The sequence below is a fragment of the Clostridium nitrophenolicum genome (assembly GCF_055391695.1).
Window position 1 is genome coordinate 4,552,847 of record NZ_AP042469.1, and the last position, 11,854, is coordinate 4,564,700.

General features: G+C 33.2%; 13 protein-coding genes. All 13 read right to left on the reverse strand.

Annotated features, from left to right (window positions below):
• Positions 1-3: 3 nt before the first annotated feature.
• Positions 4-1,938: a flagellar hook-associated protein FlgK gene (gene flgK, locus ACZ5N4_RS21610; protein WP_464204554.1), complete on the reverse strand. Its 1,935-nt coding sequence runs from the start codon at positions 1,936-1,938 to the stop codon at positions 4-6.
• A gap of 12 nt (positions 1,939-1,950) precedes the next feature.
• A complete protein-coding gene (locus tag ACZ5N4_RS21615; RefSeq protein WP_464204555.1) occupies positions 1,951-2,358 on the reverse strand; it encodes a flagellar protein FlgN in 408 nt (135 codons plus the stop codon).
• A gap of 19 nt (positions 2,359-2,377) precedes the next feature.
• Positions 2,378-2,653 (reverse strand): flagellar biosynthesis anti-sigma factor FlgM, encoded by a 276-nt coding sequence (gene flgM, locus ACZ5N4_RS21620; protein WP_464204556.1) that lies wholly within the window; start codon positions 2,651-2,653, stop codon positions 2,378-2,380.
• 229 nt (positions 2,654-2,882) lie between these two features.
• Positions 2,883-4,073, reverse strand: a complete 1,191-nt coding sequence (gene fliY / locus ACZ5N4_RS21625; protein WP_464204557.1) for a flagellar motor switch phosphatase FliY — start codon at positions 4,071-4,073, stop codon at positions 2,883-2,885.
• Positions 4,066-5,061: a flagellar motor switch protein FliM gene (fliM, locus tag ACZ5N4_RS21630; RefSeq protein WP_464204558.1), complete on the reverse strand. Its 996-nt coding sequence runs from the start codon at positions 5,059-5,061 to the stop codon at positions 4,066-4,068. Before fliM ends, fliY begins: the two co-directional genes overlap by 8 nt.
• A gap of 34 nt (positions 5,062-5,095) precedes the next feature.
• On the reverse strand, positions 5,096-5,494 hold the full coding sequence (locus tag ACZ5N4_RS21635; protein ID WP_178906379.1) for a chemotaxis protein CheW: 399 nt from the start codon (positions 5,492-5,494) through the stop codon (positions 5,096-5,098).
• A gap of 321 nt (positions 5,495-5,815) precedes the next feature.
• Positions 5,816-6,175 (reverse strand): response regulator, encoded by a 360-nt coding sequence (locus tag ACZ5N4_RS21640; protein ID WP_464204559.1) that lies wholly within the window; start codon positions 6,173-6,175, stop codon positions 5,816-5,818.
• 35 nt (positions 6,176-6,210) lie between these two features.
• On the reverse strand, positions 6,211-6,810 hold the full coding sequence (locus ACZ5N4_RS21645; protein WP_464204560.1) for a chemotaxis protein CheC: 600 nt from the start codon (positions 6,808-6,810) through the stop codon (positions 6,211-6,213).
• A gap of 13 nt (positions 6,811-6,823) precedes the next feature.
• The gene (locus ACZ5N4_RS21650; protein ID WP_464204561.1) at positions 6,824-8,884 is read right to left on the reverse strand and encodes a chemotaxis protein CheW; all 2,061 of its coding nucleotides are present in this window, start codon (positions 8,882-8,884) and stop codon (positions 6,824-6,826) included.
• A 15-nt stretch (positions 8,885-8,899) separates the two neighbouring features.
• Positions 8,900-9,667, reverse strand: coding sequence for a CheR family methyltransferase (locus ACZ5N4_RS21655; protein ID WP_464204562.1), 768 nt, complete (start codon positions 9,665-9,667; stop codon positions 8,900-8,902).
• A gap of 5 nt (positions 9,668-9,672) precedes the next feature.
• A complete protein-coding gene (locus tag ACZ5N4_RS21660) occupies positions 9,673-10,743 on the reverse strand; it encodes a protein-glutamate methylesterase/protein-glutamine glutaminase (protein ID WP_464204563.1) in 1,071 nt (356 codons plus the stop codon).
• Positions 10,744-10,873: 130 nt separating this feature from the next.
• Positions 10,874-11,362 (reverse strand): chemotaxis protein CheD, encoded by a 489-nt coding sequence (locus ACZ5N4_RS21665; RefSeq protein WP_464204564.1) that lies wholly within the window; start codon positions 11,360-11,362, stop codon positions 10,874-10,876.
• A gap of 22 nt (positions 11,363-11,384) precedes the next feature.
• Positions 11,385-11,831 carry a chemotaxis protein CheW gene (locus ACZ5N4_RS21670; protein WP_464204565.1) on the reverse strand — a complete coding sequence of 149 codons (447 nt, stop codon included), beginning with the start codon at positions 11,829-11,831 and terminating at the stop codon, positions 11,385-11,387.
• Positions 11,832-11,854 lie beyond the last annotated feature (23 nt).

An 11,854-nucleotide genomic window follows, 5' to 3' on the forward strand; every position in this document is an offset into this window, starting at 1 on the left:
TCTTTATCTTCTAAGTCCGTTGACTACAACATCAAGCAACTGATCTACTGTTGATATAATTTTTGCATTTGCTTGATAGCAGTGTTGAAACTGAACAAGATTGGCCATTTCTTCATCAAGGGATACTCCTGATATGGAGTCTCTTGATTCTTGAAAGCCTGCCAGCATCTTAGCCTGGTTTGTTACCATTCTTCTAGCTTCTTGTTCCTGTATACCAAGTCTATTTACCGTATCTTTAAAATAGCTATCTAATGTCATTCCGCCGGTAGCATTTGTTATTACAGATATATTTAACTTTGAATCAGTCTTAAAACTATCTTTCAAAAAATCCTTTCTTGTAGATTCAGAACTTATATCTTGTATTTTCATCAAACTATCTCTAAGCATTTCAACAGCTAAAGCTCTTGTTCCATCACTTTCTCCTATTGGGTTACCGCTAGCATCATATTGTGCTGCAGATTTTATTAGCATAGGATTTTTTAATATTGCATCATTCACTGTAATATTTGCAGCAGTAATCTCTTTTTCTGCTGCAGTTATTCCCGCAACATCTCCAGTATAAACTCCTTTTTTGGCAGCATCTGCATTTACAAAGAAGTTATTTATATCTGTGGCACTATCTTTTGATGGGTCTAAGCCTTGGCTCATTATAGCATTTACTGAAAGCGCCAATGCTTTTGCAAATTTATTTAGTTGGCCTTCATAAGTATCTATATCTTTCTGAACTGACATATATCCTTTTAATTCACCAGAAGGAGCTTTAAATAATGCTAAATTTTCAAAATCCACTTCTAAAGGTGTATCTGACTTAGCTAAGTTATCTGCATCTTTAGTACTAGTTACTTTACCGTTTCCATCAATCTTTAATGCCACTCCATTGTTGTTAGCCCAAAGAACTCTACATTCACTTAGCTGCTTAAACTTGTCTTCAGCGCTTACATAGTTTGCATCTCCCTTAGCACCTGTATCTGCAATATTAACTTTTATTGTTACTTTATTGGCATCTGTGGTCTTATCACCATTTTTATAATAGGTAATTGTATAGGCTCCAGCACCATCAAACTTTTCTTCTGATGAACCATCCTTAACAATACTGTCTATATATGAGAACCTGCAAGTATCCTCAGGCTTAATAGCTTGTACTAAGTTTAACGGTGTTTTACCGTCAGCTGCCATAGGTGGAATTCCATTGTCTCCTGCTTCAGCATACTTAGATTCATTAGATGTAGTTACATCATAAGCATCAAAAGCTCTTTTATCTACCTTAATACCAAACTTAGAACTTAATTGGTCTAATAAAAGATCTCTTCTATCCATTAAATCATTTGGGTTATTTCCTGCTACCTTAACTTGCGCTATTTGCTGATTTATTTGATTTAACTGTGTTATTATGCTATTTATATCAAATACAGTATCCTTTATAACTGTTTGAGTATTTTTTTTAAGGCTTTCAAGCTCTGTATAGCTATGATTTAACTCATTAGCAAGCGCTAGTGATTGCTGTGCCACTATAGACTTTGCATTAGATTTACTTGCAGAAGTTGCTAAGGTGTTCCATGAATCAAAAAACTTACCAATCAAACTAGAGATACCTGTATCTGTAGGCTCATTCATTATATTTTCTATTTCACTTAAGAACTTGTCTCTACCTGTAAATTGACCATTTATCCCCATTTCTACTCTTACTTGATAGTCAAGAAAACTATTTCTTATTCTATCAATAGATGCAACGTCAACACCTGTACCCATTTGTCCTGGTCCTACTGCATTATTTAAACTAGGCATAGGAAAAGGCCTAGAGGTTTGAAAAGTAGCCCTTTGCCTCGAGTATCCTTCTGTATTAGCATTTGCTATATTGTGAGAGGTTGTGTCTATTGCTTTTTGCTGAGCAAACAATCCTCTAGTTGATATATTAAAAGTCCCAAATAAACCAGACATTATCTCATCTCCTTATCTTCTCTTTCCATAGGAATTATAGGTCTTCGGACATTTATCAGGGTTTAGGACATTTAACATTTGCGTTGTAAATCCTAAACCTTGTCTTATCAGCATGTCATTTGTTTCTTTTTGCAGCTGTATTTCCTCTAAAAGTTTTACTATATTTCTGTAGTTATTTTCTAGCTCTTCATCCTTTACTTGCTCTATGATTTTGCTCATAGCTTCACCGTCAGTTAACTTCCTTCTTTCCATCTCTAAATGAGCAACTTCTACACTGCACTCATGAAGCTTATGTGATACCTTATCTAAGGAAAATACATCTCTTTTTGTAAGGTATTCAAACTGCTCATCTAATACTTCAAGCAATATTTTTAATGCTTTATGCTCTTCCAATATTATTTTGTTTAACTCAGCAGTCATTCCACACCTCCAACTTAATCTATTCCGATTTTTTCTTTATCTCTTCAAGAATTTTTGCTGCTACAAGTTTTGAATCTCTTTTATAAGTACCGTTCTCTATTTCATTCTTTATCTTTTCTACTTTTTCCTTTGAATTTACCAAGTTACCATCTGGTGAATATGTGCTTAGACTCTTTCCTAAAGATGATATCTGTATTGAATCACTTTTCTTCACCTTATCTGTTTTATCCACACTCTGCTTTGCATTTGAGTAAAGCTTTATCATTTTACTTGGATCAACTCCATTGATCTTCATATAAATACACTCCCAACGTCTTTTGACCAACTTATTCTCTTCTTCTTAATATTAGTATTATCGGATATATATATAATATATTTATACCTTAAAAATAAAAGAAAATAGCCTATTTTTTGCTTAAAATGCCTGTTTTTTGCCTATTTTAATATTTGCATTAGTTTAATTAAAATAACTAGTTAAAGTTATAGTTAACAATTAATAAAAAACAGCCTAGTTTAAGGCTGTTTTATTTTCCTAATGATTTAATTCTATCTTCACTACTTACTATGCTCGTAATTCTTACACCAAAGTTTTCATCTACTACTACAACTTCACCGTAAGCAACTTTTTTGCCATTTACAAGTATTTCCACAGGTTCTTCTGCTAATTTATCAAGCTCTATGAGAGACCCTGTTCCAAGATTTAATATATCCTTTATATTCTTTTTTGTACGTCCAAGAACAACAGATATTTCTAGAGGTACATCTAATATTAAATCTATATTTTTAGGCATACCTGCATTTGCTGGCGCCTGTGCTAGAGGCTGGAATGTTGCTTTATGTACTTCCACAGCTGGTTGCTTAGGTACATCTGCAGGTTTTTCAGATATATCATAAGACCCACCATACGCCGCTTGTGGTTCAGGCTGCATATACTGTATCTCAGGCTCAGAATGCTGCGGTTTAGATTGTACACTTTGTGGCTGATTCACATTTTGTGGTTCAGATTGCTGTACAGTAGTTTGTGCCTCAGATTCTTCCTGTCCCATCATTATTGAAACTATCTTTTTAGCCGTAGCTACTGGCAACAGCTGCATTATATGGCTATCTACAAGATCACCTATAGTTAGAGAAAATGATACTTTTACGATTACTTCATCTTCTGAAATATTCTGCGATAAAGGAGAGGTTAAATCATTCCAAATTGTTGATAATGGCGGTGATATATTTACCTCTCTCATGAACATAGTTGCCATAGATGTAGCTGCTGATCCTATCATCTGATTCATTGCTTCTGATACTGCACTCAACTCTATCTCTGAAAGATCTGATATACCATCAGAAATTATTCCATCTCCACCCATCATTAGATTGGCAATGACAGCAGCATCATTTAACTTCATTACAAGAAGATTTTCTCCAACTATACCACTAGTGTATTTAACCTCTAAAGCAATATTAGGAACTTCAAATCCATCCTTTAAATCCTTTAATCTTGTTAAAGTTACTACTGGTGTAGTTATATTTACCTGTTGACCTATAATTGTAGAAAGTGCAGTGGAGGCTGATCCCATAGATATATTTCCTATCTCTCCAAGCAAATCCTTTTCCACATCCGATAGTTCAGGCATTGACTGCTCTTCTGATGGGCTGGATTGCGTATCTCCTCCATTTAAAAGTGCATCTATTTCTTCTTGTGAAAGAAACCCATTACCCATAATTTTCCACATCCTTATCTATAATATCTAGTATCTGAACACCCATATTTTTGCCCAATATTCCTGGCTTTCCGTAGTAATATGGTTCATCTTCCACCACTAATTTAATAGGACTGCTAGTTTTTTCATTAAGCGTTACTACATCACCTACACCAAGCCTTAAAAATTCATTTACAGTAATTTGTGCCCTTCCAAGAACAGCAGTTAGTTTTATATTTACTATATTAAGTCTTTCTCTTAATTTATCTCTTGATTCTTGCAATACATCTTCATCATTTTCCTGGAACCAGTATTGAACAACTAATTTATCAAGCACTTTTTCAATGCTTAAATATGGTATACAAATGTTTATAAAAGTACTACTTTTGCCCATTTCAACTGAGAAGGTAATTAATGCTACCGGCTCATTTGGTGCTAAAGTTTGGTTAAGAGCAGGATTTGTTTCAAGACCTTCTATCTCTGGATGAACTTCTAATACATCCTCCCAGGCAAGTCTTAGATTAGATATGAGCCCTGCATTTACAACTTTTATAATGTTTTTATCAATGTCTGTGAATTCCCTATTTTTGAACTTTCCAATTCCATTTCCTCCAAGTAGTACATCTATTACTTGAAAAACAAATTGAGGATTTGTTTCAAACAATACAGATCCATTTAAAGGAGGCATTTTAAATACCGTCAATATAGTTGGATTTGGTACTGAATGAATAAATTCTTCATAGGTTATTTGCTGTACAGACTCTATCTTGACTTTTACATTATTTCTAACTTGGGCAGTTAAATAGTTTGAAATTATTCTAGCGTAGTTGTCATGAATAAGTTCTAAAGTCCTTATATGATCCTTGGAAAACTTTTGAGGACTTCTAAAATCATATGGTTTTACTTTTTGCTTATCTTCTTCCTTGGGCATTTCATCTGGAGAAAGCTCTCCAGCTGATAAGGCAGCTAAAAGGGCATCAATCTCACTCTGTGACAATACGTCTGCCATAGTTTCCCCTCATTTCTAAATGTTAGTGCAAATTCTAATTGGAAAGAAGTTTATCTATATCTATTAGTGTTACTATTCTATCCTTAAAATTTATAACCCCTTCAATATATGCTTTCTTTCCATCATTAACTTTTTCTATTAATTCTTCTTCAACATCTAAAACTTCATCTACTTGATCTACTGTTATACCAACTAATTCATCTTCCATTTCAAGTATAATAATATTATTTTGCTTTTCATCTTGTTTTGGAGTACCTAGCAAAAGGTTTATATCTAAAAGTGAAATTACATTTCCTCTTAAATTTATAAGACCTTTTATATGGGCTGGTGCCTTTGGAACTTTTGTTATTTCCATAGCATCATTTATACTCTGAACTTTTCCAGTTTCCACTGCAAACTGTTCTTCATTTAGTTTAAATATAACAACCTGCATGGTTGCACCTCCAACTATTTTCGTAAGAATTTTTGATATCTTTAGCAAAATTTCATAAAAGTTTAATATTTATTTTTTTTACATTAAAAAACATATTAAACTTTTATTCAGAGGACAGAGGACAATTGACAGAGGACAGTGAAGGAGGATTTTTCTCCGCTGTACTACGAAAAATCTTTAATTAGCGATGTTTTGCATTAGCCAAACAAGCCTGAAAAAATAAATTAGTTTTCTGACGTAAGGAAGAAAACTCACCTTCACTGTCAATTGTCCTCTGTCAACTGTCCTCTAATAAAAATTTTGCCCCGCAAAATTTTTATTTTATCCTGTAATCTTTTTTATTGCTTCTAATACTCTGTCTGGTTGGAATGGTTTTACTATGAAATCTTTAGCTCCAGCTTTTATTGCATCCATAACCATTGTCTGTTGTCCCATAGCTGAACACATTATTATTTTTGCAGCTGGGTCAAAAGCTTTTATTTCCTTTACCGCCTCTATACCATCCATATCTGGCATAGTTATGTCCATAGTTACAACATCTGGTTTTTCCTTTTTATATAATTCTACAGCTTTTAGTCCATTATTTGCTTCTCCAACTACTTGGAAACCATTCTTTTCTAATATATCCTTTATCATCATTCTCATAAAAGCAGCATCGTCAACAATTAATATTTTTGCCATTTTATTCCCTCCAAATTTATTTACTCCTAATGTTATTAAAATACACCTAGTGTGCTTAATATTTTTTCTAGCGAACCAGGCATTGGTACATAATAAAAATGTCCTTTAATTTGTTCATTATCTTGTACAAACATAGTTTCTATGTCAAGTACATAGTCATCAAATTGTCCTGATTCAATAAATGTTGTAGAAAGTATAGCTCCAAGCATATCATATGTTACTGCTGGAACAGAAGGTGTTATAGATAGTCCAGTAAACTTTGCAATTGCGTTCATGTATGAACTTGAAACTATATTTCCTATTTCTTGTACAACGGAGTTACCCATTTCACTTAGGTACTCTTCTTTTTGGCCTGTTAAGGTTTCAACCAACTTCAAGGCAGTTTCTTTGTCAAAGACAAATAATATATTTCCAGGAGTGTCTCCTAGTACTCTCACAATAACGCCTACAACTATTTCATCTCCTCCTATACTGGAGAAAATGTCATCAAAAGGTACTATATTTATTGCAGGCACTGTCATATCTATCTTATTGTTTACTAACTGTGATAGAGATGTAGCTGCATTACCTGTGCCTATATTTCCTACTTCTCTTAACGCATCAAGCTGCATCGGAGTAAGATCCTGATAGGTCATTATTTTTACCTCCTTATATTAGAGCAGCAACATCTAATATTAATGTTACAAGCCCATCTCCCAATATTGTTGCTCCTATATATTCTTTTAACCCTTGTAATGTCTTTCCAAGTGGTTTTATAACAATTTCTTTTTGTCCAAATAATCCATCAACCATAAGTCCTACAGTCTTTTCTCCAACTTTAACTATAACTATATAATTTTTCTGAGCAGAGGATTTTTCGAGATCCAATCTTTTATGAAGTCTTATTAAAGGTATTACATTTCCATTATGAATTATAACTTCTTTATTATTAGTTCTCTTTACTAAATCATCACTATAATCAATAACTCTGTCAATGTATCCTAAGGATATAGCCATAGTTTCTTCTCCTACTTTTACAAGTAGTGCTTGAATAATTTGAAGCGTTAATGGAAGCCTTATTATAAAAGTTGATCCCTTATCTTTTTCGCTTATTACATCTACAGTTCCGCCAAGAGCTGATATTTTTGTCTTTACAACATCCATTCCAACTCCCCTACCGGAGATATCTGTTACCTGCTCATTCGTACTAAATCCCTGCATAAATATCAGATTTCTTATGTCGTTATCGGACATACCATCTGTACTTATTCCTAATCTTTCTGCTTTTGCTCTTACTTTCTCTACTGGTATTCCAGCTCCATCATCTTCAACCTTAATTACAGCTTTTGTACCTTCTTGGTAAGCTATTAATTTTATTTTTCCTATAGAGTCCTTTCCCTTTGACATTCTCTCTTCTTTTGACTCTATTCCATGGTCTGCAGCATTTCTTATTAAATGAATAAGAGGTTCTCCTATTTCATCTATTACAGTTCTATCAAGTTCTGTATCTGCACCTTGAATTATAAGCTCCATTTCTTTCCCAAGCTCTACGGATAAATCCCTTATCATTCTTGGGAATCTATTAAATACTGTATCCAATGGAAGCATTCTTATTTTCATAACTAAATCTTGAAGATCAGAAGTAGTTCTTGCAACCTGTTCTAAAGTTTCATTTAGTTCATTAAGTCTATAGCTGCTACTTATCTGTTCTAATCTTGTTCTATGGATAACTAGTTCAGATACCATGTTCATAAACTTATCTAATCTATCTAAATCCACTCTTACAGATTGATGTGTTTTTTTATGTACTTCTTTTTGAGCAGTCTTTGTATTATTAGTTTTTGGCTTTGCTGTCTCCACAGCTGGTTTTGGCTCTATAATCTCAGCTTCCTTTGCCACAGCCTTAATTTTTATATCTTCTACTTTTAACTGATCTTCTACAAGCTTCTTCGCTTTTTCTGCCTTTACATCTACATTATCGACTATAACTTTTTCTACTTCAGATATATTCATTAAAATGTCATATATTTCTTCTTTTTTCTTCGTTGAAAGAAATACTAAATCTATTTCAAAATCAAAGTTTTCATTTTCTATATCTTCTGCACCAGGAATAGATTTTATTATTTCACCACATTCTTCAAGGCTCTTAAATATTAAAAATGCTCTTGCAGATTTTAATATGGTATCTTTACTTAATAGTATTTTTATTTGATATGAGTTATACCCTCTATCTTCTGCCTGCTTGACTATATTTATATCATATTCATTTAATTCTATAGGAGAATCTAAATTAGAATCTTCTTCATTTTGTTCTTCTTGAAGAATCTCTTTAGTTTCTACATCTTCTATTTTCCCCTCTGTTATAGATTCAAGCTCTTTTATTATTTCCTCAATTTGAATCTGTTCATTAACTCCATCAGATATATTGTTTACCATTTGTTCAAGAGTGTCAAGGCATTTAAATAGCACGGTAACAACCTTTTGAGTAACTTTTAGATGTCCTTCTCTAAACTCTGATAAAACATCTTCCATTTTATGAGTTAGCTCTGCCATCTCATTGAATCCCATTGTAGCTGCCATTCCTTTGATAGTGTGAGCTACTCTAAATATTTCGTTTAACTTATCTATATCATTTGGTTCCTGTTCCAGTTGAAGCAATGAATCATTTAATGTTTGTAGGTTGTCCATAGATTCTTCTAAAAACATAGATAAATACTGTGATGTATCCATTTATATATTCCCTCCTTATAGTTTCCTGTATATAAATGTAGAAGCTTTTTCAAATCCATAGTCCCTGTAATTATATATGCTTTCGGTAGCTCCCACAAATAGTAATCCACCTTTTTTTAATGACTGACTGAATTTTTTATATATTACATCTTTTACATCCTGATTAAAATATATTACCACATTTCTACATACAATTAAATCAAAATCTTTTTCATAACTTTCAAGTATTAGGTCATGTTTTTTAAAAGTTACCATGCTTTTTATTTTAGGACTTATACTATATTTGTCGTCCATTATAGTAAAATATTTACTTATATAATCCTTCTTTACATTTTTAATTTCAGAGGCAACATATTCGCCTTTTTTTGCTCTTTCAAGTATAGTGCTGTCTAAATCTGTAGCAATTATTTTATGCCTTACATTTGGTGAAAGATCGTCTAAATACATTGCTATGGAGTAAGGTTCTGCACCGATAGAACATGCTGCACTCCATATTTTAAGTGAGCTGCTGCTTTTTAAAAGTTCCCCTTTAAGTTTGTTTTTTAGTTCTTCAAATATTTCAGGATTTCTAAAGAATTCAGAAACATTTATAGTTATAAAGTCTAAAAATTTCTGTCTTTGAACTGGATCCTTTTTTAAAAGTACAATATATTCATCTACAGTTCGTACCCCTACTCTTGACATTAAGCTATTTATTCTTCTGTGGAGCTGATTTGATTTGTATGCGGATAAGTTAATATTAAACTCTTTGAGTACCCACTGCTCAAATTGCACCATATCCATAAGATTTACCCCCTATTTAGCTGACACTGTTTTATTATTTCGTTTGCTACACTATCTATTGGCAATACTATATCAACCATACCTGTCTCATAAGCTGCTTTAGGCATACCGTATATGGTGCATGTAGACTTGTCTTCTGCTATAGTAATACCTCCGCTTTTTTTAATCTCTACTGTTCCCTGCGCTCCATCTTTACCCATACCTGTAAGCACTGCACTTATAACACGTGGTCCATATAACTTTGCTGCTGATACAAATAATTTATCTACCGCTGGACGCACCCCCCATAAAGTGGGCTCACTATTTAGATGAATTCTTGAATCTGAGCCTACTTCCATATGGAAGCCTCCTTGTGCAATATATACTGTATCTTTTTCTATAGCCATGCCATCTGCTGCCTCTACTACCTTTATTCTGCTGTTTGAATTTAATCTTTCAGCAAAAGCCTTTGTAAATCCCACCGGCATATGCTGCACCACAAAAACTGGTACACCTAATCTTTCGGGCATAGCTGTTATAACTGCATATAATGCTTTTGGCCCCCCTGTTGATGCACCTATTACTACCGCTTCTATTTTATCAGAACCTAATCTTTTAATACTTTTAGTTTCAACTTTTGGTCCTTCAGGCATAACAACTTTAGGTACAACTTTGTGCTGATGCAAAGATACCTTTTTCTCATTAGCTAACCTTATTTTTTGAACTAAGTCAGCTTTAACCTTATTTATATCTAGTGATATAGCTCCTGATGGCTTTGGCAGAAGATCAAAAGCCCCTGCTTCTAAGCACTCCATAGTTAGTTCTGGGCCTCTTTGCGAAATACTGCTTAAGACTATTACAGGTATATTTACATTTAGTTTCTTCATTTCCTTAAGAGCAGTAATTCCATCCATTTTAGGCATTTCTACATCTAAGGTTATTATATCCGGCATAATTTTAGGCAGTTTTGTTAGCAAATCTTCTCCATTTCTTGCTGTGTATACTACTTCCATATCTGTTTCTTCATTTATCATATCAGAAATAATTTTTCTCATTAAGGCTGAATCATCTACTACTAAAACTTTTATTTTTCCCAAACTATTATCACTCCATCTTTTAGAATTGACAATTGACAATGAATTATAATTTTTTAATTAATTGTTTTGACTCTGGCAAAGCATCGAAAATTGTCCATTGTCCTTTGTCCTTTGTCCATTGTCAATTGATTTAAAGTTCTTTGATTCCCATTCCTACAGTTTTAATCTGAACTAAACCATCTGTGGTGTCAAAAATCATAGTTCTCCCCTTATTGCCTCCAACATCTTCAGCAATTATAGGTATAGAATGTTTATTTAAAGTATTTTTGACTGCTATTCCATTTCTGTTTCCTATATCCATAATCATACTTTTATCAGAAAAATTGAACATGGATGCGCCTCCTGCTATTTTAGCTTTTAAATTTCTTTTGGAGGCTCCTAATTTTTCTAGCTCTTCTATTAATAATGGAATCGCTAAGTCCGCAAATTTAAGCGGATTTGTTACATTATTAAATTGAGTACTGTCTGGCAGCATTATATGTGCCAGGCCGCCTAAAGCTCTTGTTCTGTCGTATAACACTATGCCTATGCAAGAACCTAATCCCACAGTTATAATTTTGTCTGGAGAAGAGCCAGTATTCATATCTGCTATTCCCACTTTTATTTCTCGTTTTTCCATAGTATGCACCCTTTACTCCACGCTATATAAGCTTTTTTTCTTCTTCAGTAAGTATAGTGCCAAGATTTAAGAATATAATTATCTTGCCATCTATTTTGATTAACCCTTTTATATATCTCTGTGATATTCCTGCTACTATATCTGGTGCTGCCTCTATATTTTTGTCGCTTACATCCCTTACTTCTGATACTATATCAACTATTATACCTATCTTATTCCCATCTTGTTTGGCAACAATTATTTTTGCATCATTTTTAATTTCATCTTTTTCTAATCCAAATCTTTTTGTAAGAGATAGTACAGGTAAAATGTTTCCCTCATAATTAATTACGCCTTGTACAAAATCCGGTGAATCTGGAAGGGTCGTTGGCTCCTCATATCCTAAGATTCTTTCAACTTCCATGATATCCGTTGCATAATGTTCTCCATTTATACTAAATATTAATACTTTAACGTCCTTATTCTCCATTATAATTCCTCCTCCTTAACTCT

Coding starts and splice junctions, on each gene's coding strand:
- fliM (WP_464204558.1), bottom strand. CDS start 5,061: ATGGCAGACGTATTGTCACAGAGTGAGATTGATGCCCTTTTAGCTGCC.
- ACZ5N4_RS21665 (WP_464204564.1), bottom strand. CDS start 11,362: ATGGAAAAACGAGAAATAAAAGTGGGAATAGCAGATATGAATACTGGC.
- flgK (WP_464204554.1), bottom strand. CDS start 1,938: ATGTCTGGTTTATTTGGGACTTTTAATATATCAACTAGAGGATTGTTT.
- ACZ5N4_RS21645 (WP_464204560.1), bottom strand. CDS start 6,810: ATGACCTATCAGGATCTTACTCCGATGCAGCTTGATGCGTTAAGAGAA.
- fliY (WP_464204557.1), bottom strand. CDS start 4,073: ATGGGTAATGGGTTTCTTTCACAAGAAGAAATAGATGCACTTTTAAAT.
- ACZ5N4_RS21635 (WP_178906379.1), bottom strand. CDS start 5,494: ATGCAGGTTGTTATATTTAAACTAAATGAAGAACAGTTTGCAGTGGAA.
- ACZ5N4_RS21650 (WP_464204561.1), bottom strand. CDS start 8,884: ATGGATACATCACAGTATTTATCTATGTTTTTAGAAGAATCTATGGAC.
- ACZ5N4_RS21615 (WP_464204555.1), bottom strand. CDS start 2,358: ATGACTGCTGAGTTAAACAAAATAATATTGGAAGAGCATAAAGCATTA.
- ACZ5N4_RS21640 (WP_464204559.1), bottom strand. CDS start 6,175: ATGGCAAAAATATTAATTGTTGACGATGCTGCTTTTATGAGAATGATG.
- ACZ5N4_RS21655 (WP_464204562.1), bottom strand. CDS start 9,667: ATGGATATGGTGCAATTTGAGCAGTGGGTACTCAAAGAGTTTAATATT.
- ACZ5N4_RS21670 (WP_464204565.1), bottom strand. CDS start 11,831: ATGGAGAATAAGGACGTTAAAGTATTAATATTTAGTATAAATGGAGAA.
- flgM (WP_464204556.1), bottom strand. CDS start 2,653: ATGAAGATCAATGGAGTTGATCCAAGTAAAATGATAAAGCTTTACTCA.